This window comes from Thalassotalea litorea (assembly GCF_005843925.1).
Taxonomy (GTDB): Bacteria; Pseudomonadota; Gammaproteobacteria; order Enterobacterales; family Alteromonadaceae; genus Thalassotalea_A; species Thalassotalea_A litorea_A.
Map to the genome: position 1 here is coordinate 93,463 of NZ_VCBC01000010.1, position 21,806 is coordinate 115,268.

Genomic DNA, 21,806 nt, shown 5'->3' on the forward strand with positions numbered 1-21,806 from the left:
ATGACATTTTTCAAATTTATTCATTCGTACTTACTTGCTTTGTTTGTCTTTGCATTTTCCTTTGGTACCGCCCAGGCTGCGGTAATTTTAGTCTATCACCATGTCAGTAGTGAAACGCCTGCCAGTACGTCTTTGTCCGCGGAGCAATTTAAAAAACATTTAACCTATTTACGGGATAATGGCTTTACCGTGATGGCATTAAATGACCTTATCGACAGCCTAAAGGCGGGTAAAACGATTGTTGATAAGGCCGTCGTAATCACCTTTGATGATGGTTATACGGATATTTTTGAGCAGGCCCATCCAATGCTTAAATTATTCGATTATCCCTACACTTTGTTTATAAATCCGGGGAAGGTTGCCAAAAATAAGTCCGGCTATTTGACCTGGGCGCAATTAAAAGCGATGGCAGATGATGGGGTGTTAATTGCCAACCATGGCCTGCATCATGACTCGTTGATTAAAACACCTGAAGGTATGTCACAAGAGCAATGGGCTGCGCAAAAAATTGCTGAATTACAGCAATCTGAACAAATACTCGCTGACCAACTAGGGCAAAGCTGGAAATATTTTGCCCTGCCCTATGGTGAATATACCGCCGATATTCAACAAAAACTGCAAGATTTAAACTATGTGGTATTTACACAGCAATCGGGCGCGGTTGGGTTGGATACAGATTTAACGGCAATACCAAGATTTCCAGCATCGCAACCCTACGACAAGATAAAACCGTTGGCGACAAAATTAAAATCGTTACCATTTGATGTCGCTGCCAGTTCCCAGCGCAGTAACACCATTGTCGATGCGAATACACCCCCAGAGCAATTGGATAAACACATTAAAATCAAGGTGAAAGATTTTTACGCGTCGCAACTAAATTGCTTTGTATCCGGACAGGGACGGGTGGACGTGAATTGGGCTGCGGACAAATCCAGTTTCGACTTGCAGATTAAAGCACCTTTGGATATTGGCCGGGTCCGCGCCAATTGTACAGCGCCTAGCATCGCCAACCCTGGTCGATACTATTGGTATTCTCGCCCATGGTTTGTAAAAACTGACGATGGTTCCTGGTATAAGGATTAGCGCAAAACGCAAAATGGAAGGTGGAGAAAGAAACAAGTTTCTTTGGGTGGATAAGAGCAGTACGTATCGCAAGCGATACTTCGGGTACGCGACGGAAATCGTCACTTCGAGTACACAATCGAAGATTGTTTCGGGTACGCTGATGTCATCAGCTCCGAGTACACGCTGTTTCGAGTTGCCTATATGGATATAGGTATGTCGACAGCGTCTGGAACTGGCTGTCGATTGATGCAACCTAACCCCGCGTCATTCCCTGACACTACAGGGAATCTTAGCCTAAGCCGAATGTCTCAAAAGTTCCAATAGCTGCCCGCTAGCAATTGCTAATATACGATAATTTTATGGTGTACTTTGGCCCACCTAGCCGGAACTCAATACATTTTTTGTTTATCATTACAGTGGCTGCCATTTTCGATATTTCTTCTTTAGCGCCAGGTCAGCGGCATCCTTAAATTCTTCTCGACTGGAGTTCTTACATTGTTCGAGGAAATGTTTAACATCATCGCCTTCCCAACCTGGTGCCGCTGCAATTACCCAAAACCGAATGCCTTCATTTAAGCCAAAAGAAGACACAAATTCTATAATTGCTGAAGTCTGCTCTCTATTGGGTTGCATCCGGAGCATTGCTATAGCACGGAGAGCGCCATCGGCGAGCATTTCATTCCCAGATTCTAGAAGATTTAAAGCAGGAGAAGCATCATTCTCATGTTGCTTTGACAACCTAACAATTGCATCCCCTAGAGCCATGTAAATCATTGTGGCTTCGAAGCGTTTATCAGATAGCCTCATAAGAAAGGGGAGAGCTTTCGTATAACTACTCTCTCCCAAAGCCATTATAATCTGATACTGAGTTTCCCAAGTTCGCTCATCTTTAATCTCCTTTTCTAGAGCATCAAGTAAATAGGAACCTGCTTCCACATTACCCAGTTTTCTTAGCTTCTTTGCTGCAGAGCGTCTTTTCGGAGACCTTTTATCTTTTAATTGCTCAAGAAGATCTTGCATTGTTACTTGTTCCAAACACCGATGCCACAATGAACGACAAAAGGGGTTAAATAAAATTATCTAGGCACGGACACGAGCCAGCGTTACCAACTCAGTTAAAGTACCTGTGAATCACGCAACTTGGCCTAAGTTCATCCTAATACCTTTGGGTGTCAACTCTACTCAGCGGCTGCAGTTCGCTCATACCGGCCCTAGACGGAACAGCTCATAGTAATTTTAGGAAAAATTAATTTCTGCTTTTACAATCGTTGTAATAACTAAAATTATCTGGCTTAAGTAAATTCGTGTCTTTTGGGATACTGTACAGCTTGGCAACGCATTGATGAGGACTGGCTAATATGTTCCCTGTAATTCTAATCTCATAATTCACATTATCTTCTGGAATTAAGCTCACAACAAGAGGACAAGAGCTCATTCCCGCTCGCGTATCCATTTGCAAAAATACTTCTTTACCAGGCTCCAACTTTACTCCTTCTAAGTTGAAATCTGATATTAGTGGATTAAAAGCTCCAACATTCATAAATTTTGAAACTTTCTTAGCATCAAAGCTTATACACTGCATTTGAGCATCAGAAGAATAAATTGAAGTTCTACTGCCAAGAATCGGTTCGTTCAGGAATCTTGTGACCTTAAGGACAGAGCCATCATCACCAGAATATTGGTTTACATTTGGCACCGAAGCACAACCAGCGATAATCACTGAGCAGCATAAAACAACTTTGCGTAACATCCGTATTTTTCCTTTTTCTATGACTGTAAGTCGACACTGAAGCCGCTCGCGACTAACAACTTTTCAATAACTTACGTTATTTAAGGCGACGTCGCAAATATGCCAATAGCTGCCCGTTAGCAATTGACAATAAAAACGGTATGTAGGTTTAATCGATCAAATGGATGTCTAGTTGGGCCTAGTTGATTCGGTTAAGAATAATTTATTATTTTTTATTGAGTTATCTGATAGTCTTTTGCTTCCTGTATTTAACAGGTCAGTCTTTTTCTTAAAGGAGTTAAATATGATTAAGAAATTTGTATTCTTGCTTAGCATCATGCTAGCAGGATGCTCAACAATCACTATACAACCAGAGCAAACGGTAAAATACTCTTCCGAACCAACTTATGAAGAATCAAAACACTTTTTTTTATGGGGAATCGTTGGAGAACATAGAGTAAACGTGACTGAAATATGTGGCAACCGAGAAGTTATCCAGATGCAATCACAACAAACGTTTGTTGAGGGTGTACTGGGGTTAATTACTCTAGGCATTTATTCACCTCATTCAGTCAAAGTCTGGTGTTCAGAGGCGGGCGCAATATCATGAAAAAAACACTAACGTTAATCGCAATATTTTCGCTAACTGCATGCACTACTATTCATTTTGATAAAGTACCTGTTACTAAAGAAGCGACTGTTCATAAAGAGCAATGGCATCACAACTTTATACTGTCATTGTATGAAGGATCATCCCCTGTTGATTTAAATAAAGCTTGTAACGAGCAAGAGTGGGTTACGGTTAAAACCGAAACGTCCTTTATAAATGGATTAGCAGGCGCCGCCGCAAGCACAATTATTGGTCCGATGTGGACACCAAAAAAAGTTGAAGTAAGCTGTAAATAACTGAGGTAGTCCTCCGGTAAACCTCCCATTTTTAATTCACATCAAAAATGGGAGGACTAGCTTTCTAGCCGCATCAAGTGCGGGATGACGATACATAATTAAAAGAAAGTGGAAGGTTCAACGGCAGAAATTCGCTCACGAAATTCGCTCACTATAGTCAATCCAGCCTCTGATCTGAAAGCACCCCCTGAGAGGGTGTAATTACGGTGATTACTAAAGACAAAGTGAGGAATTTAATTGGCGACAATTTTCTCAAGAAAATTTCGTATTCGAGGCATCATTCTTTGGGCTTGAAGCTTGGCAGTGTTCTTAACGGCTGTACGTGAGGATATGACCTTTGAACGTCTGTTCGAGGTAATCGGTATGTTTAGGCTTTGATAATGACGCGGTAAAGCCGAGCGCTTGCATACGGGTGCTGAGCTTGTTTTTTCTGCCGCGGCCGGGATCGACAATAATAACTTCGCAGGTTGCGTTTGAATGGTCATTAATAAAATTGGCAAGCAAATCGATGTGGCTGTCTTCATATAAAAGATCGCTACCGATGATGATATCAAAAAGTCCTAAATCATCGTCCTTTGCGGCCCAGTCGACGCGTTCAAAATCAATGTCATCATCGCCATTTAAAAGTACGTTTCTATCGAGAAAGGATTGTACTTCTGGGTGATAGTCCGTTGCCGTAACATCGGTAGACATTTTATTCAGCAGCAAGCTAGAAAGTGCCATCCCACACCCTACTTCCAAAACCCGTTTCGATTCGGTGTCGTAATCAAGCATGTAGTGAGCCAGCACCAAACTGGAAGGCCATACGACCCCAAATATTGGCCAGGACGCTGAACAGATACCAAGTTTTTCGGCAATACCATCGGGATCGGAAAATTCCTGTCGATTGCGCAAGGTACAAAGGTGAATATCAATTTTACCAAACTCTATGGTCTGGTAACTTAATCGCAGGTCTGTCATTTGGCCGCCTATTCTTGCTTAATGCTAAGCCAGGTATCCAAGATAAATGACAAAACGAGGAAGGGTAAGTAAGGCGTGTTTTGTTCACCATACTTAGGATTCGTTTACGCCTCAATTCACTTAATTTATAGCCATACAGACGCAAAAATTAGCGTATTGAAGTGCCCATAGGGTAGCGCATTGAATTAAAAAGGCAATGGTTTTAAAGAGATCCGGGCAAGACGGATTTATTGTTTGTCGACATTGAATTCTTCCATCTTCCCCCAATATCCTAGTATTGCAATGAAACAGAGATGAATTATGAACCAGGATTTAACCCTATTCGGTGCCGCGATTTCCCCATTTGTGCGCAAAGTTCGCTTGGCACTGGCCTATAAAGGTCTCGATTATGAGCAAGTCAATGTGGTGCCTTTTGGCACAGACATTCCGCAAGAGTTTAAAGACAATAGCCCGCTAGGGAAAATTCCTTTATTTAAAGTGGGTAATGACTATATCAGTGACTCAGAGGTCATTTGCGCGTATTTGGAAAAAGCATTTCCACAACAGCCTATGTTGCCACAAGACCCATTGCAAAACGCTCGAGCCCTATGGTTTAGTCAGTACGCAAGCAGTGTTATGGTCACCGCAATTGGCGCGCATTTATTTGCCGAGCGCATATTAGCCCCATTTGTTTTTAAGCGTGAACCTATCGAATCTGATATCAGGATGGCACTAGACACGGAAATCCCTGCAATCCTTGAATACCTGGAAGGTGAACTGAAAAGTGACTTTTTGGTAGGGGATAGCCTGACCTTTGCTGACTTTATGGTAGGCGGTATGTTTATCACGCTGCATTTTTGCAATGAACGTGTCGATGCGAATACTTATCCTAAGGTCGCAGCTTACGTGGAGCGTGTTCATAGTGAACCGGTGTTTGCAAAAATCATTACCGAAGAGCAAGCCATGTTAAAAGCATTTATCGGTTAATTCCGGCTTTATTTGGCAATGGTATTGCGTAATGTATTGTTCATTAGTTGGTAAAATCGAACACAAAGGTGACACAGGCATTCGCTGGTGATATAAAAAAGCTGGGTTATTCCCAGCTTTTTTATATCACCAGAACGTATGCGTTAATGATACGCGTACAACACCAAAACTGCGAAGGCGACAGTGACAAGGCCCACGACAACATGCACCAGTGGCGTTAAACGTGCGACCCAGGCAATCAGACGGATAAAGCGATTCCTGCCAATCAACATTAATACTCCCCCTGCGGCGATAGAGATATAACCGAGAATCGTGACTACTTCGGGTATTTTTGTCTGACTGGCAGTATAAAGCAGCGCAGCACCAAATAAGAATCGAACCGCAACCGCGAGAAAATGAAACAAAAGCAAATGCTTGAATCGGCCCAGAAAACCAAAAATAGGTGAAGGTAGAATGGTAATTACCACGCCAAAGCCGCCAATGAATACAGCGAACCAGTGGATAAATTCCAAGGCCCAAGTTGTAATTGTTGCTTCCATCGTTTACCCAGTTTCAATTGTCTATTTAAAAACCTTAGTTGATATATAGTGAAAATAAAGCTCATCATTTGGAAGGGTTTTTAGGAATGTGTTTGCGCAGTAGTTTAAAAAGCTTCGATAGGAGCCGAGTCGATTTAACTTTACCCATAAAAAAGCCAGCTTCTTCGCTGGCTTTATTCTTAACGGATTAGAATTAGTCTTCTAATTCGGCGTTGTGATAGATGTTTTGTACGTCATCACTGTCATTCAACATATTGATAAACTTTTCAAAGTTTGCCAAATCGTCTTCACCACTAATCGTTGTATAGGTTTGCGGAACCCAGGTAATTTCTTCCATCTCAAAGTCGATATCCGGGAATGCGCCCGTTAACGCGGTTTTGGCTTTGAAAAACTCGGTATGAGGTGCGAATACCGTCATCATCCCTTCTTCGTCTTCAATGTCAGTAACATCTACGTCAGCCATCATTAGCGCTTCAAGTACGGCTTCTTCGTCATCATGTTTAAACGAGAATAATGCCTGATGGTCGAACATATGAGCGGCAGAGCCAGGACCGCCAATTTTTGAGTCGGTTTTGGTAAATGCTTGACGAACATCTTTGATAGTCCGGTTGGTATTATCCGTTAGACAATCCACTATAACCATGCAACCACCTGGACCGAAACCTTCGTAACGGGCCATTTCGTAATTTTCACCACCGCCACCTTTGGCTTTGTCGATGGCTTTATCAATGACATGCGTTGGCACCTGATCTTTCTTGGCTTTTTCTATTAAGCGGCGGAGTGCCAGGTTGCCATCAGGATCTACGCCACCATTTTTGGCGCAAACATAAATTTCTTTACCGTATTTGGAATAAACCTTGGTTTTCTGACCCTGGGTTTTTGCCATAGATTCTTTACGGTTTTGAAACGCTCTACCCATATTTCTGTGCTCATTCTTTTATCAGTCAATATTGCCGTTAATTTTATCAGGAGTCGTACAAAAAGTACCAGAAAAAATACTCTGGCGGTAAGTTATTGCGAATAATTGTTTGCTGCTAGTGTGCACATTCGCGTTAATGGACAGTGCCAGCTTCATTGATACGCGTGAAGAAAAGACAAAGGGCGATGTTAAACATCGCCCTTTGTTAGGTTAAGGCTTGCTCTAACGGCACAGTGTTTAAACCGTTTCTTCTGTTTTTGTCTTTCGGGAAAACAATTTTTTCAAAAATGCACCGATGGCAATAAGGATAAATATACCGAATTTTTTTAAGAAAATAATCGCCGCTGCCAGAAACCCGGTTTTCGCCAATACTTTGCCGGCGACCAAAGCACCAACACCGTATGCGGCAACTTCATCAATTTCAGGATCGAAATCCGCGTAACGTGACCCTTGATCAAAATCCGCCATGGCTAACACGGAATCGAGTTGAGCATCGATAATGTCTTTTTGCTCCATGGCTGCGATGAAGTTTAAAACCAATACGCCTTTTCGGCCTAAAACACGAATGTTGTAGTTTAAGGTATTCTGTTCATAACCATCGACATTCAGCTCTTTCGCCCAATGCATTTTATTGGTTGTTTGGTCGTAAAATGGTGTGCTTGCCCAACCGACGAGATGCATCGCAGGATAGCCGGCACTAATGCGCTCTTCATTTACGGATTCAGTATCTTCTTGCATTTGGGTGAGTAATTCTGCGTAATCGATATCCGCAGCATCCTCGTCAGAAACGTATCCATCTTGTGAGAATTCAATGGTGACGGCCCAGGACTCGGCATCAAATGGCGTTAGGCCTGCCGGTAGCAACATACCCAAGACCGACTCACTCGGAGGATTTCCCCAAATATCTTCTAGCACTACTCGAGCGTCTTTTTGGTTTAGAAAATAATACTGCTCAGGTACCGTTAAAGTGGCACCAGCATCTTCAATCTCGACAACACCGGTAACCGGGGTTAACGAGTCTAAGGTTTGTTCTGCCCAAAGCTGATACTGCTCTTCTTCGGAAAGCGCCACAGCAACTTCTGTAGGTTCACTCAATACTTGAGCTTCTTGTGCTGGCGTTGCCACCGGCTCCTGGCTCCAAGCCAGGGTTTGGGTGCTAAACAGACAAATAAAAGTGGTAAGAGCCGAATAGCTCCTTATAGGATTTTTCATGGTATTCCCTGTAACAGGCTTACTGCCTTTTTCTCATTTATGATGTTTGTTTGACGATTTTGGTAAAATCGCTGAGTAAAATTTTGGCGTCAACGCTCGGTACCTGACCAACGTTAATGGCGGGCTTAAATATCGCGTGAATTTGTCCTTGGGGGTTAATCAGAACAATGGATGCACTATGGTTTACTAGATAATTTTCCTTACTCATGTCGTCACTAATGGAATACATAAGGCCAAGATTTCTGGAGAAAGGAAACAATACATCGTGCTCTGCTCTTAACGCGACAAACTCGCGATTAAAATAATTAATGTAACTATTCAATCGTTCTTCTGTATCACGACGAGGATCGGCACTAATTAATAGCACCTGAACTGGGTCTTTGGCCGCCTGATTTAAGTCCTTATAGACATAGTTCAATTCCTGCAAGGTGATTGGGCACACGTCTGGGCAGGATGTATAACCAAAAAAGACGAGCGACCATTTGCCACTAAGTCTCTCATTGGTAAATTCTTCACCATTATGATCGGTCAATGAAAACGGTAAGACACTGCGGGGTTGTTGATAGACTAACGCCTGCTCGACTTCCTGGCTTTGTTTATATGTCTGGTATAGCACCAGTCCAATTGCACCGGCAATGATTGCCAGAATAACGGCTAAAAATTTTTGCATAACTCACAACCTTGACTCAAACCAGCGTGTTATAAGAAAGCGCTGGTATCATCTGTATTTTTCTTATGGGCGATTTTATGGGTTTATCGGCAACAGATAATGATCTGCCAACAGAACCACAAACAATACCATTAAATGAATGATCGAGAAACGGAAGGTTTGCATTGCAGTATCCTTCTCAGCGTTAAATTTCAGCTTCCAGGCATAAGCTAAAAAAATCAGATTCAGCGTAACCGCACCGATTAAATATAACCAATTGCTCATTTCCACTAAATACGGGATCAGGCCAACGATAAAGAGTAAAACCGTATAAAGCAGTATTTGGGTTTTGGTAAAGTTAATACCATGGGTAACCGGTAGCATTGGAATATTAACTTTCGCATAATCATCACGGCGATGAATTGCTAACGCCCAAAAATGGGGGGGCGTCCAGGTAAATACCAATAACACCAACAACAAAGCATGGGGGTGAATTTCATTGGTAACGGAAGTCCAGCCAAGCAGAGGTGGAATAGCACCCGCTAAGCCGCCTATCGTAATATTCTGCGGCGTGGCGCGTTTTAAATACATGGTATAAATCACCGAATAGCCGACTAATCCAGAAAGGGTTAGCCAGGCGGTAAGGGGATTTACCCAAACATAAAGCATGGTAAAGCCAATAAGGCTTAACATTGCGGTAAATACAATGGCTTTTGATGTGGTGATCCGGCCATTGGGGAGTGGACGATGACTGGTTCGCGCCATCTTCGCATCAATTTGTTGGTCAACGATGTGGTTAATCGCTGCAGAAGCGGAGGATAACAACCAGATCCCGGCAATACTCGGCACCATAATTTGCCATGGTATCGCCCCTGGCATTGCCATGCACATACCGACTAAGGCGGTTAACACCAATAGTGCGACGACTCGCGGCTTGGTGATTTCGTAATACTCCCGCCATAACGGCGCTTGTGCCTTGGTACTCATGGATTCGGTAACGACCGACTCCGTGTCGGTTTCGGTGACTAATTCAGACATAAGCATTCTCCGGGCGAGATTTAAGGGAATAGGTGATTGTGATCAGAGCCAACATTAGCAATGCGGCGACAATGTTATGGGCAACGGCAACGGCTAAAGGAAGCGCAAAAACGACATTTGAAACGCCTAGCCCAACCTGTACCAATAAAATTAAACCCAATACCATGGCGGATTTTTTTATGCCCGAAGATTGCGCTTTAAAAAATAAAGTAATCGCTAGCCAGGCTAAATACACGAATGTGATCATCGCGCCAATGCGGTGCATGGCATGAATCGTGATGCGCTCCGCAGCGCCAAGATAGCCATATTCGTAGGTATCTCTTTGGGGTGGGATCAGCTGAAAGGATTCCGTAAACGTTAATTGTTCCATCCAGCCGTCATGACAAACCGGAAGCTCCTGACACACCAAGGCTGCGTAATTCGAAGAGGTCCAGCCGCCCAGGGCGATTTGCAAGGTAAGAATCACAATGCCAATAAACGCAAAGGGGGTATAGCGAGCTAATGATAAGTCCATTGATTTGGCGCCGGTGTTACTGATCCTAAGATACAGCAGGTAAAGCAAGCAGAGGGTCAAAAAGCCACCAAGCAGATGTCCCATAACAATAATCGGCATCAACTTTAATGTCACCGTCCAGGCGCCGAGTGCGGCCTGAAAGATAACAACGCCAAGCATCAATAAAGGAAGATAAAGTGGCCCGCCCTGATCGCGATTTCGAAAAGATAAGATAAAGATTAAACCGATGAGTAAGCCCAATGTTCCGGCAAAATATCGATGGATCATTTCATTCCAGGCTTTTTCCGGCTCTACGGGACGTTCAGGAAATGCCAATTGCGCTTGGGCGATTTGTTCTTGAGTTTGCGGAACATCAACTAAACCATAACAACCAGGCCAGTCCGGACAACCAAGCCCTGCATCGGTTAAACGCGTGAAAGCTCCCAGGGTAATCACCCCAAGGGCTAAGATCAGAGTGAGGATAATCAAAGGTTTATTATTCTTCATACGTCTTTCCTTTGCGAGATTTAGTGGCCGTGTAAATGCGTGTAACGATTAGCCGATGCGTGAATACTTGAGTAATTTGCGCATATCCGACAACAAATTTTTTGAAAATTGCTTAAATTCTTGTTCCGTTTCCGGACGAGCATAAATCATCATCACATTGCCCAGCGGGTCAGCAATATAGATTTGGTTCGGCAACACCCTTAGGGTGGCTTGTAGTGATGAGGGTTGGACCTGCCAATGTTGAGGATTTAATTTGCCAATCAAATCTTGATGAGTGCCCACGGGATCCATCACCAGCGGCGTGACTCTTGGTGTTTCACGCCCGAGTGCCAGATAAGATTGATTAATGGAAAATAATGTTTGATCGCATGTTTCATCGCAATGCTGTGGAAGCCCGTAAATTATCAGCCATTGCTTATCGATGGCATCGGTATTGATGCCCAGTTCTTTAAGGTCCAATGGTTGTTCGAGTAACGCCCCTTGGTTAGTGACACCTTCATTAAACCAGTGGTTGGTTAAGGCAAGCTTGGCGATAATCACCGGCACTGCAAACACACCGATTACCAGAATAAGGCTGAGACGAGATTTGGATTTATCAGTTAGGCTCATGATCACTTCCTTTGTTTTTATCTTTATTTTTGTCTTTATTTGTATGAGCAGCCCATATCATCAGAGATAAAAATGCGACCGCCAGGCTAAACCATTGCCAGGCATATCCACGGTGTTTCTCCGGTGGCATTACGATCGGATGCCAGTTCTTTTTATAACCAATTGCGACCTCAGGGTCGAGATAAATTACTACAGGTGCCAGATTTATTTTCAGATGGTCTGAAATTAGTTGAGGGTCAATATGTTGGACACGTTGTGGCCAGGTATGATTGAGTGTTTGCGGAACGTGAAAAACTGGCGCTTGCGGCACTCGTACGTGCCCAGTAAACTCCTGCAGGCCCTTGATGTTGGCAATGTCGGGAATAATTGAACGGTCAATACTGCCCGCTATCCAACCTAGGTTCACCAGTATATGCTGGCCACTTAAGGCATCATTAAAGGGAATAAAAACGCGATAACCTGTTTTACCTTTATTGGTCTGGTTGTCGAGTAAAAATATATGAGCGTTTACGAACTCGCCAGATAACCGAATCGGCACATCATTTAGCAACTCCTCAGTTAGTTCGTAGTTCACCTGATTTAATTGCAATGGTTGGGATTGGGTAAGTTCCTGCATTCTGTGTAAGCGATCAAATTTTTCATCGGCGCGCTGCCATTGCCATAAACCAAGCTTGATTAATGATGAAAATACCAGCAAGGTAAATAGTACCCATGGCCAACGCCAGTGACTGACAACTGCAAGGGGCGACTGTATGTGTTCGTGTTTGGATTTAACTGACTCTGCCATTACTACTTCAAATTAAAACAACTACAAATGGAGGTATCTTGGATACGTTATTTAAAATATTAATTGTGGTGCTTCTTATCACCATGATTTACAACTTGGTTCGAGCTATGCGCCTGATGGTGAAAAAGCCTCAGGGACAAGAAAAAATGTCTAAATTTATTGGTCGCCGAGTTGTGTTCTCAGCGCTGATTATCGCGTTAATTCTGCTAGGATTGGCAACGGGAATTATTACCCCAAACCCGCGTCCTTTCTAAACGGTTGGGGCTAAGCCCCAACCATCTAACCTTCGTCTTTTTGTTTTAAAGAATGTAAACAAAAACGAAAAGTAATACCCAGACCACATCAACAAAGTGCCAGTACCAACTGGTAGCCTGAAAAGCAAAGTGATTCTCAGGCGTAAAATGGCCTTTCATCACCCGCAAAAACATGACGATTAGCATGATAGTACCTAAGGTTACGTGCATACCATGGAAGCCGGTAAGCATATAAAAGGTATTACCGTAAATACCACTGGCCAGCGTTAAGTCCAAGTCTGCATAGGCATGTTGATATTCCACGACTTGTAATATTAAAAACACGGTACCGAGTAAAATGGTGCTAGCCAACCAAAACTTTAACGATGCGCGTTTATTGTTTTCTAACGCCACGTGGGCAAAATGCGCAGTAACGGACGAGGTTAATAGCAAAATGGTATTGATCAGAGGTAATCCATACCAACCCATGCCGGTGGTTGTGCTGCCATCGGGTGTTTTGATCAAAGGCCAGGCAGCCTGAAATTCTGGCCATAAGACATTCCAGGTTTCATAGTTGTTGCCTTCACCGCCAAGCCAGGGCACCGACAACATGCGAGCATAAAATAATGCTCCGAAGAATGCCGCGAAAAACATGACTTCCGAGAAGATAAACCAACTCATACCCTGGCGAAATGATGCGTCCATTTGCGCGGAATACTTGCCGGCCATAGATTCATTGATGACATTGCTAAACCAGCCAAACATCATATAAACAATCAACGCGATACCGGCTAGCAGGATGTAACCACCCACACCTTCCCCGGTATCCAGGTTCGCCACATAGCTACCTGCGCCGATGGCGATTAAAAATAGTGCTAGTGCACCAACGATGGGCCAGTGACTTTGCTCCGGCACATAATACGTTTCGTAATCTTTATTAGACATAAGATTTCCTTCATTCCTGTAAGCCCTGCATTACCTGATTTCAATTAAGAACCGATAGTCGCCGTAATGTCATACAAGGTGTACGACAAGGTTAGCTCGGTCATATCTTCAGGTAAGTCCGGATCGACATAAAACTGCAATGGCATCCAGATATCTTCATTTGCCTGCAACGGCTGCTGGTTAAAACAGAAACATTCAATTTTCTGAAAATAATTCGCAGCTTGGCCCGGTGATACAGATGGCACGGCTTGTGCGACTGCATTGGCTCCGGTGTTGTTTTTGGCGTAAAACTTCACAAACTTCATTTCACCCGGGTGAACCTGGATGGAATTCATTTCAGGTTCAAACTGCCAGGCTGCGTTTTTCGCCGTGCGGCTAATAAACTGCACCGTAATGGTACGACTTTCATCGATACCGTCGGCTTGATAAGTGGTCGCCTCAGTGGCGGTCTTACCATTTAAACCCGTTACTTCACAAAACACGTCATAAAGGGGTACCAGAGCAAAACCAAAGGCAAACATGGCGACAACTGTCATACACAGTTTGGCGACGGACTTCTTAATTTGCGGTTGTTGTTGCTCTGACATAAATCCCTCTTTGCATTAATCGACTTTAGGTGGTGTTGCAAAAGTGTGGTACGGCGCAGGTGATGCCACCGTCCATTCCAAACCTTCTGCACCTTCCCAGGATTTTGCTTCTGCCTGTTTACCCGCACGGATACATTTGATAACCAGCGCCAGGAAGATCAGTTGGGATAAACCAAAGGCAAATCCACCAATACTGACCCACTTGTTAAAGTCGGCAAACTGCAATGCATAATCTGGAATACGACGCGGCATACCGGCCAATCCTAAGAAGTGCATTGGGAAAAACAATACGTTTACTGAGATCATCGAACACCAGAAGTGTAATTTACCCAATTTTTCGTCGTACATGTGTCCAGTCCATTTTGGCAACCAGTAATAAACCGCAGCGAATATAGAGAACAAAGAACCCGTAACCAGTACGTAATGGAAATGGGCAACAACGAAATAGGTATCATGGTATTGGAAATCTACCGGTGTCATCGCCAACATGAGTCCTGAAAACCCACCGATGGTGAAGAGAATCACAAACGCGATGGAAAACAGCATTGGCGTTTCAAAACTGATTGCTCCGCGCCACATGGTGGCTACCCAGTTAAAGACTTTTACCCCGGTCGGTACGGCGATTAACATGGTGCAATACATAAAGAACAACTCACCCGCTAACGGCATACCGGTGGTAAACATATGGTGCGCCCATACAATAAACGACAGGAATGCGATCGATGCGGTTGCGTATACCATGGAGCTGTAACCAAATAGTGGTTTACGACAAAACGCCGGAATGGTGGTTGAAACAATACCAAAAGCAGGCAGGATCATGATGTACACTTCCGGGTGACCAAAGAACCAGAATATATGCTGGAACAATACGGGATCACCGCCACCTGCGGCATCAAAGAAAGAGGTGCCAAAGTAAGTATCCGTCAATACCATGGTTACTGTACCCGCAAGCACGGGCATAACCGCGATTAACAAGTACGCGGTAATAAAGAAGGTCCAAACGAACAATGGCATTTTCATATACGTCATGCCAGGCGCGCGCATGTTCATGATGGTAACGATAATATTAATCGCACCCATGATGGAGGAAATCCCCATAATATGTACGGCGAATACAAAAAATGCGGTACTACCGTTTGAATAGGTCGTGGATAATGGTGCGTAGAAAGTCCAGCCGAAGTTCGGGCCACCGCCTTCCATAAACAACGACGCCAGCAAAATACCGAAGGCAAAAGGCAAAATCCAGAAGCTCCAGTTATTTAACCGAGGCAGCGCCATATCTGGCGCACCTATCATCATCGGTATCATCCAGTTTGCCAAACCGGTAAAGGCCGGCATAATGGCACCAAACACCATGATTAATCCATGAACTGTGGTCATCTGGTTAAAAAAATCAGGCTCTACAATTTGCAAACCCGGTTGAAAGAGTTCTGCCCGGATAACCATGGCCATGGCGCCACCGGTCAGCAACATAATGAACGAGAACCACAGGTATAACGTACCAATATCTTTATGATTGGTCGTTAACAGCCAGCGTTTAATTCCTGTCATTTTGTGGTCGGCATGATGATCATGATGATCATGATGTCCATCCACGTGTTCCATTGTGTCTGTTACAGTCGTCATGTCTTACCTCATTATTCTTTTTTGGCATCGATATCGCTTGCTTGCACAAGCTCACCGGTGTCATTACCCCAGGCGTTTCGCTCATAGGTAATAACCGCAGCCATTTCTCTGGCATTTAACTGATCTTTAAAGCCCAACATGGCGGTACCCGGCTTGCCGTTTTTCACCATTTCGATATGAGCTGGAATGTCTTCGGTTACCATGGCACTGCCCTTTAAGGCAGGGAAGGCTGGCGGTAAGCCCGCGCCATTGGCTTGATGGCATGCCGCGCATTTCGCGATATACACTTGCTCGCCTTCGGACATCAATTGCTCCATGGTTGCTGGCTCACTGACACTGGCAGCCGATTCAGATTTTTCTTGAACGAGGGCGACCGTTTCTATCTTGTCATTCGTGGCTTGTTCCGTCGCTGCTGCATCAGAAGCGTCTTTCGCATTGACTGCAGCAGATTGAGGCGCAGGAGATAATGCATTGACGTCTGCAGGCTGAACCATCTCGCCAGTATCATTACCCCAGGCATTACGCTCATAGGTAATAACTGCAGCAAGTTGTTTAAGATTCAACTGCTTGCCAAAACCCGCCATTGAGGTGCCCGCTTTACCATTGAGCACAATATCTATGTGAGCGGCTTTATCTTGAGTCACCATTGGGCTGCCCTTAAGAGCAGGGAAGGCTGGTGGAAGGCCCATGCCATTGGGTTGGTGACATGCGGCGCAATAAGCGGTGTAGGTTTCGGAACCGAGAGTCATCAGTTCTTCCATTGACATGGTCGCACCTACAGACTCCTGTTCAGCAAGTTTTGCCTGTTCCAGAGCCATTTTTTGCTCGTCTATCCACAATGCGTAATCTTGTTCGGATTTCACTTCAACCACAACCGGCATATAGCCATGGTCTTTACCGCAAAGTTCAGCACACTGACCGCGATAAATACCTGGCTCGTTCACCTTGGTCCAGGCTTCATTGATAAATCCTGGATTGGCATCTTGTTTGACGGCAAAATCGGGTACCCACCAAGAGTGGATAACATCGTCAGAAGTGATCAGAAAGCGAACCTTCTTGTTTACAGGGATAACCAAGTGCTTATCCACTTCCAGCAAATAGTTTTCGCCTTTGGTGACATAGCTACCATCGCGATTATCAAATTGATCTCGCGGGGTAGTTAGCACTGAGTAGAATTCAATATCGGAATCGAAGTACTTATAATGCCATTTCCATTGCGAGCCGGTAACCTGAATTGTGATATCAGAGTTATCGTTATTCTCCATGGCAATAAGCGTCTTAGTGGCGGGCCAGGCCATACCAATAAGAATAAGGATCGGAATTGCAGTCCAAAGTATTTCGACTTTGGTACTTTCGTGGAAGGTGGCGGGTTTCACACCTTTGGATTTGCGATGAAAAATCATCGACCAGAACATGGCACCGAATACAACAATACCAATGACAGTACAAATCCACATAACCAACATATGCAGTCCGAATACTTCCTGACTGATATCGGTAACACCTTTGGTCATGTTTAACTGCATGTCTGCCCAAGCTGCGCTGGAAAACAAACTTCCCAACATCAGCCAACTCAGGTTACGTCTCTTCACTAGACATCTCCTCTGCTTTAGCGAACAAAGACAGAAACAAGCGACAGGATACAACTGAATTCGATGTCTCAAATTTCCGTAAAATTTATTTTTATTATCGGGGCGGTTAAAAACTTTTACTGAGCAATGCTCTTAAAAAGGCTAACTGTCCACTTTCTTACGTACCGCATTCCTACATCGAAGAGGTGGTAGGATTTAGCGTAATTATTATGATTTTTTCTAATTCGACTTCTAGGATTACTCAATTTTTAATCAAGGTCTAGTGCTTTACACGGTTAATTTGCTTTTTTTTTGAACGAAAATTGTAGAGTAATTGCTCACATTATGTTCACAGGAAGTGATTTAAAAGGGAATGAAACTTTAAATATGCTCAATTCAAAACAATATGGTGCAATATTAAGGAGTAACAAGTGGTTAAAAAGTGTGCGAAGAAAAAGCGTTTATCGGGCAAAATTATGGGAGTGTGGATAAAGCGGAGAGAAAAATGGGTAATAACTACCTGAAAAGGGACCGGCCAAGTATCCCTGGATGTACTTTCAGGTAGTTAAATTGGTTTTGTATTCAGTTACATCCAATCAGCGCTACGAATAACACCGACGGCTATGCCTTCAATATTAAATTGTTGACTGGTTAAATCGACCTTGATTGGCTCAAACGCTTCGTTTTCGGCATGTAGATAAACAACATTACCTTCGCGTTTGTAACGTTTAACGGTTACGTCTTCTTCAACCCGGGCAACCACAACCTGACCATTATGGATATCTGTGGTTTGATGCACAGCCAATAAATCACCGTCCATAATACCGATATCTTTCATGCTTTCGCCATTAACGCGTAATAGATAATCCGCATTAGGGTGAAACAGGTTGCCATCAATTTGATATCTGTCTTCAACGTGTTCCTGAGCCAATATGGGCTCGCCAGCCGCGACCCTTCCGATCAAAGGTAATCCGAGCTCTTCATTATGTTCATCTGCCAGACGTATGCCCCGGGATGTACCCGGCAACATTTCAATAAAGCCTTTCTTTGCCAGTGCCTTTAAATGTTCTTCCGCGGCATTTGCGGATTTAAACCCAAAAAAGTCAGCGATCTCTGCTCGGGTTGGTGGCATACCGGTATCTGCGATTTTTTCTTTTATTAAATCAAAAATTTGTGATTGGCGCGGCGTTAAAGGACGCATAACATTCCTGTTTATCTGTACAGTACATTGTACTGTGAGTATATACAGTTGATTGTTAAATGCAAATGAAAACAGGGTTTGATTTTTGTGCGGCTTTTTTAAGGCAACTTTTTAACGAAGTGATTTTGAGGCCCACGAGCAATGGAAAAGCAAACGTTGAATGCTATTTTAGTTAATGAAACCCATTCATGCGAAGCAATTCGTGTTAAAATGAGGCGTTTTTATTTGACGGAATGTTGCCTTTATCATGAGTAACTCACAACCCAATAACCCCTTACATGGCCTTACACTCGAAAAAATCGTGACCAGTTTGCAACAACACTTTGGGTGGGATGCTTTGAGTAAACAGATAAAAATAAACTGTTTTACCAACGATCCTTCGATTAAATCCTCATTGAAATTCCTAAGAAAGACCCCGTGGGCGAGAGCAGAGGTAGAGCAGCTCTACATTGACACGATAGTCAGGGATAGCAAAGTTGATAATCCAGATTCCCCTTCTGAGGCGAGCCAAGATTCTGATCCCTGGGCGGATTTTCAATCGAAACAGGAACCCTGACCCTGCGAAGTTTCTGTGCCTGCTTCGGTGCGGGTGTGTTATTGGGCTATGCACAATGGGCTTAGCTCAATGGACTAAACACAATATTCAATTAGCCGAGTATTTGTCGACAAAATGTGGACGCTGCGATCCACTATTTAACGCGAAAACGATATTAAAAAAAGTAACTCTCTAATAAATCGACTAAAATTTGTTCATTGTGGAATACACCTTGGCAATAGTGATATCATTGCCGGATATTTTTTCTGTAAGTTTTAAATTAAGTTCCGTATGCGCTCATTGTTTTATTTTCTACTTTCCTGGCCGATAAAAATGTTGGTGCGATGCAAAATCGTACCTGACAATCCGGCTCAGTCCCTGGATCTGGAAAACAACAAGTCTGTTTTCTATATTACCCGTCATCAATCTGCGAGTGATTTACTGGCATTGCAGATGACCTGTAAAAAACTCAATCTGCCGGATCCATTGCAAGTCGTGGAAATTAACGGGAGCAAATTCAACCGCTGTTTGTGTTTGGATAAACCCGCATCGGTACTGCCATGGCGGGATGTCGGCGACACCCATGCGATTGAACAGGGACAAGCGTTATTAAAACACCATCAAAACAATCCTCAAGAAGATGCGAAACTGGTGCCGGTGAATATTCTTTGGGGTAGAGCACCCCATAAAGAAAAAGCCGATGTCGGTACCGTAATTGCCGATCAGGAGTCTCCGAGTTGGTTTCGTAAATTCTGGATTGTATTGTTTTCTGGTAGAGACACGTTAGTACGTTTTTCCAAAGCCGTTTCGTTTCGAGAAATGGCAGAACAACAAGGCAGTGATGAAGTCGCCGCTCATAAACTCATCCGTATCGCCCGTTTTCATTTTCATCGTCAAAAAATTGCCGCAACCGGGCCGCGCCTTATGGGGCGTCAGCAAAAATTTATTGCGCTTTTTGCTAACCCAGCGATAAAGCGGGTCATAAGCGATGAAGCGAAAACAAAAGGCGTTAGCGAAGAGGTGGTCAAAAAGCAGGCGCTCGGGATGATGACTGAGATTGCTGCGGACTATCGAGATAGCACAATCCGATTGGGGCAGCGCATTCTAGCCTGGTTGTGGAATCGCTTATACGACGATATTGAAGTAAAACATGGTGACCGGTTAAGAGAGTTATCGCAAAGTGGTCATGAGATTATTTACGTACCTTGTCATCGTTCTCATATGGATTATTTATTGCTGACTTATGTCATTTACCAACAAGGTTTGGCAACACCGCGCATAGCAGCCGGAATCAATTTAGATTTTTGGCCCGCTGGCCCTATTTTCAGAAAAGCCGGCGCGTTTTTTATTCGCCGCAGCTTTAAAGGTAACCGCCTTTACTCGACAATTTTTCGTGAATACTTAGGCTTGCTATTTTCCCGCGGTTATCCGGTTAAATATTATACCGAAGGTGGTCGTAGCCGAACGGGTCGGCTGTTGCAACCGAAAACCGGCATGCTGGCGATGACCATTCAAAGCATGCTTAAAGGTATCGACCGTCCTCTGACTTTAGTCCCGGTCTATCTTGGTTATGAACATGTGATGGAAGTAGCGAGTTACCACAAAGAACTGAAAGGCAGCTCGAAACAAAAAGAGTCGGCTTTTGGCATCATCAAAGCGATTCGCAAACTCAGAAATTATGGCCATGGCTATGTCAATTTTGGCGAACCAATCAATATTAATGAATTCTTGAACAAACAAGTCCCAGATTGGAAGAAAAGTATTGACCCAATCGACCCGCCGAAGCCGAGCTGGTTGACCCCAGCGGTGAATGCGATGGCAAATGAAGTTATGACTGAGATTAACAAGGCCGTGGCCTTGAACTCGGTAACGTTAACGGCTTTAGTGTTGTTGACAGCAGAGCAGCACGCGATGACCCGCGAAGAGTTGATTGAATATCTGAACTTCTTTTTGGATGTGCAGCGTAAAGCGCCGTATAGCGAAGAAATGTCCATTCCGGTAGAGGATGGTGAAGCGTTAATTGAGCAGGTAATCAAACTCAACAAGGTTGAAGTAAAGGACGATAAACTCGGCCAGATCCTGTCGTTAGGTAAAAGTGCATCATTGGAAATGGGTTACTATCGCAACAATATTATCCATGCATTTATTCTGCCATCGTTACTGTGTCGATTATTGAAATCTTACGAAAAGTTAACCACCGAGGATCTGACCGATTCTGTCTCAACCTTGATGTCATTATTTAGAGCCGAATTATTCTTATGGCCGGAACGGGAACAAATCAAACTACAAATCGAAAATTTACTCGGTACATTTGCGGACCAAAACTTGGTAAAACAAAGTAAAGCCGGATACTGGTCTATTATCGATGAGCATGAGCAAGGCTACACGCTAACGCTGATGGCAAGTTGTGTCAGCGAAACGATTCAGCGCTACGCGATTGTAATGAAATTGATTAGCCAATTACAGCCGGTAAGTCGCACGTCATTGGAAAGTGATGCGACCGCATTGGCGAGCCGAATGTCGACGTTGCATAATATTAACGCCCCGGAATTTATCGATAGAAAGGCGCAAAGCTCAATTATTAATGCCTTGCGAGATCACAAATATATTTACTCCGATGATAATGGCAGCTTTGTCGCCAATGAGTCGTTTGCAGCCTTGGATCAGCTAATTCGCGATTTAACTGAAGATGACGTCTTACAAAGCATCCTTCACTCATAACCTGATGT

The 21,806-nt window shown here is 43.7% G+C and carries 22 protein-coding genes and 1 pseudogene; 7 read left to right on the top strand and 16 right to left on the bottom strand.

Going from position 1 to position 21,806, the window contains the following annotated elements:
• Positions 1 to 1,083, top strand: coding sequence for a polysaccharide deacetylase family protein (locus tag FE810_RS11070; RefSeq protein ID WP_138320121.1), 1,083 nt, complete (start codon positions 1 to 3; stop codon positions 1,081 to 1,083).
• Positions 1,084 to 1,476: 393 nt separating this feature from the next.
• Here FE810_RS11070 and FE810_RS11075 read toward each other — a convergent pair whose 3' ends face one another.
• Positions 1,477 to 2,085, bottom strand: a complete 609-nt coding sequence (locus FE810_RS11075; RefSeq protein ID WP_138320122.1) for a HEAT repeat domain-containing protein — start codon at positions 2,083 to 2,085, stop codon at positions 1,477 to 1,479.
• 226 nt (positions 2,086 to 2,311) lie between these two features.
• Positions 2,312 to 2,815, bottom strand: coding sequence for a hypothetical protein (locus FE810_RS11080; protein WP_138320123.1), 504 nt, complete (start codon positions 2,813 to 2,815; stop codon positions 2,312 to 2,314).
• Positions 2,816 to 3,098: 283 nt separating this feature from the next.
• Between FE810_RS11080 and FE810_RS11085 the strand changes: the two genes are divergently transcribed.
• Both FE810_RS11085 and FE810_RS11090 read left to right on the top strand, forming a co-directional pair.
• Positions 3,099 to 3,404 (top strand): Bor family protein, encoded by a 306-nt coding sequence (locus tag FE810_RS11085; protein WP_138320124.1) that lies wholly within the window; start codon positions 3,099 to 3,101, stop codon positions 3,402 to 3,404.
• Complete coding sequence (locus FE810_RS11090; RefSeq protein WP_138320125.1) at positions 3,401 to 3,700, top strand: Bor/Iss family lipoprotein; 300 nt, start codon at positions 3,401 to 3,403, stop codon at positions 3,698 to 3,700. The genes FE810_RS11085 and FE810_RS11090 overlap by 4 nt, the downstream gene beginning before the upstream one ends.
• A 309-nt stretch (positions 3,701 to 4,009) precedes the next feature.
• Here the strand turns inward: FE810_RS11090 and FE810_RS11095 are convergent, their stop codons facing one another.
• Positions 4,010 to 4,660: a class I SAM-dependent methyltransferase gene (locus FE810_RS11095; protein ID WP_138320126.1), complete on the bottom strand. Its 651-nt coding sequence runs from the start codon at positions 4,658 to 4,660 to the stop codon at positions 4,010 to 4,012.
• A gap of 300 nt (positions 4,661 to 4,960) precedes the next feature.
• Between FE810_RS11095 and FE810_RS11100 the strand changes: the two genes are divergently transcribed.
• Positions 4,961 to 5,626: a glutathione S-transferase family protein gene (locus tag FE810_RS11100; protein WP_138320127.1), complete on the top strand. Its 666-nt coding sequence runs from the start codon at positions 4,961 to 4,963 to the stop codon at positions 5,624 to 5,626.
• Positions 5,627 to 5,769: 143 nt separating this feature from the next.
• Here FE810_RS11100 and FE810_RS11105 read toward each other — a convergent pair whose 3' ends face one another.
• From FE810_RS11105 to FE810_RS11140, 8 genes are all read right to left on the bottom strand, one after another.
• A complete protein-coding gene (locus FE810_RS11105; protein WP_138320128.1) occupies positions 5,770 to 6,165 on the bottom strand; it encodes a hypothetical protein in 396 nt (131 codons plus the stop codon).
• A 193-nt stretch (positions 6,166 to 6,358) separates the two neighbouring features.
• Positions 6,359 to 7,084 (bottom strand): YebC/PmpR family DNA-binding transcriptional regulator, encoded by a 726-nt coding sequence (locus FE810_RS11110; protein ID WP_138320129.1) that lies wholly within the window; start codon positions 7,082 to 7,084, stop codon positions 6,359 to 6,361.
• A gap of 237 nt (positions 7,085 to 7,321) precedes the next feature.
• Positions 7,322 to 8,296: a DUF2167 domain-containing protein gene (locus FE810_RS11115; protein WP_138320130.1), complete on the bottom strand. Its 975-nt coding sequence runs from the start codon at positions 8,294 to 8,296 to the stop codon at positions 7,322 to 7,324.
• A gap of 37 nt (positions 8,297 to 8,333) precedes the next feature.
• Positions 8,334 to 8,966 carry an SCO family protein gene (locus tag FE810_RS11120; RefSeq protein WP_138320131.1) on the bottom strand — a complete coding sequence of 211 codons (633 nt, stop codon included), beginning with the start codon at positions 8,964 to 8,966 and terminating at the stop codon, positions 8,334 to 8,336.
• Positions 8,967 to 9,041: 75 nt separating this feature from the next.
• Positions 9,042 to 9,983, bottom strand: a complete 942-nt coding sequence (gene cyoE, locus FE810_RS11125) for a heme o synthase (protein WP_138320132.1) — start codon at positions 9,981 to 9,983, stop codon at positions 9,042 to 9,044.
• Entirely contained in the window at positions 9,976 to 10,983 is a 1,008-nt protein-coding gene (locus FE810_RS11130; protein WP_138320133.1) for a COX15/CtaA family protein, read from the bottom strand. The genes cyoE and FE810_RS11130 overlap by 8 nt, the downstream gene beginning before the upstream one ends.
• 48 nt (positions 10,984 to 11,031) lie before the next feature.
• The gene (locus tag FE810_RS11135; protein WP_138320134.1) at positions 11,032 to 11,592 is read right to left on the bottom strand and encodes a redox-active disulfide-containing membrane protein; all 561 of its coding nucleotides are present in this window, start codon (positions 11,590 to 11,592) and stop codon (positions 11,032 to 11,034) included.
• Positions 11,579 to 12,379, bottom strand: a complete 801-nt coding sequence (locus tag FE810_RS11140) for an SURF1 family protein (protein WP_138320135.1) — start codon at positions 12,377 to 12,379, stop codon at positions 11,579 to 11,581. Before FE810_RS11140 ends, FE810_RS11135 begins: the two co-directional genes overlap by 14 nt.
• A 38-nt stretch (positions 12,380 to 12,417) precedes the next feature.
• Here FE810_RS11140 and FE810_RS11145 point away from each other — a divergent pair, with 38 nt between their 5' ends.
• A complete protein-coding gene (locus tag FE810_RS11145) occupies positions 12,418 to 12,633 on the top strand; it encodes a DUF2909 domain-containing protein (protein ID WP_212744502.1) in 216 nt (71 codons plus the stop codon).
• Between the two features lie 45 nt (positions 12,634 to 12,678).
• On the opposite strand, the gene FE810_RS11150 is transcribed toward FE810_RS11145, so the two are convergent.
• From FE810_RS11150 to lexA, 5 genes are all read right to left on the bottom strand, one after another.
• The gene (locus FE810_RS11150; RefSeq protein WP_138320136.1) at positions 12,679 to 13,557 is read right to left on the bottom strand and encodes a cytochrome c oxidase subunit 3; all 879 of its coding nucleotides are present in this window, start codon (positions 13,555 to 13,557) and stop codon (positions 12,679 to 12,681) included.
• Between the two features lie 44 nt (positions 13,558 to 13,601).
• A complete protein-coding gene (locus FE810_RS11155; RefSeq protein WP_138320137.1) occupies positions 13,602 to 14,144 on the bottom strand; it encodes a cytochrome c oxidase assembly protein in 543 nt (180 codons plus the stop codon).
• 15 nt (positions 14,145 to 14,159) lie between these two features.
• Positions 14,160 to 15,770, bottom strand: a complete 1,611-nt coding sequence (gene ctaD, locus FE810_RS11160) for a cytochrome c oxidase subunit I (protein WP_138320138.1) — start codon at positions 15,768 to 15,770, stop codon at positions 14,160 to 14,162.
• 11 nt (positions 15,771 to 15,781) lie between these two features.
• Entirely contained in the window at positions 15,782 to 17,362 is a 1,581-nt protein-coding gene (gene coxB / locus FE810_RS11165) for a cytochrome c oxidase subunit II (RefSeq protein ID WP_442478232.1), read from the bottom strand.
• Positions 17,363 to 17,927: 565 nt separating this feature from the next.
• Positions 17,928 to 18,542: a transcriptional repressor LexA gene (gene lexA, locus FE810_RS11170; protein WP_138320139.1), complete on the bottom strand. Its 615-nt coding sequence runs from the start codon at positions 18,540 to 18,542 to the stop codon at positions 17,928 to 17,930.
• Positions 18,543 to 18,789: 247 nt separating this feature from the next.
• On the opposite strand from lexA, the pseudogene FE810_RS11175 reads away from it, so the two are divergent.
• Together FE810_RS11175 and plsB are read left to right on the top strand one after the other, a co-directional pair.
• A pseudogene (locus FE810_RS11175) lies at positions 18,790 to 18,999 on the top strand (VF530 family protein); the annotation flags it as partial.
• Between the two features lie 369 nt (positions 19,000 to 19,368).
• Entirely contained in the window at positions 19,369 to 21,798 is a 2,430-nt protein-coding gene (gene plsB, locus FE810_RS11180) for a glycerol-3-phosphate 1-O-acyltransferase PlsB (protein ID WP_138320141.1), read from the top strand.
• The last annotated feature ends 8 nt before the right edge of the window (positions 21,799 to 21,806 follow it).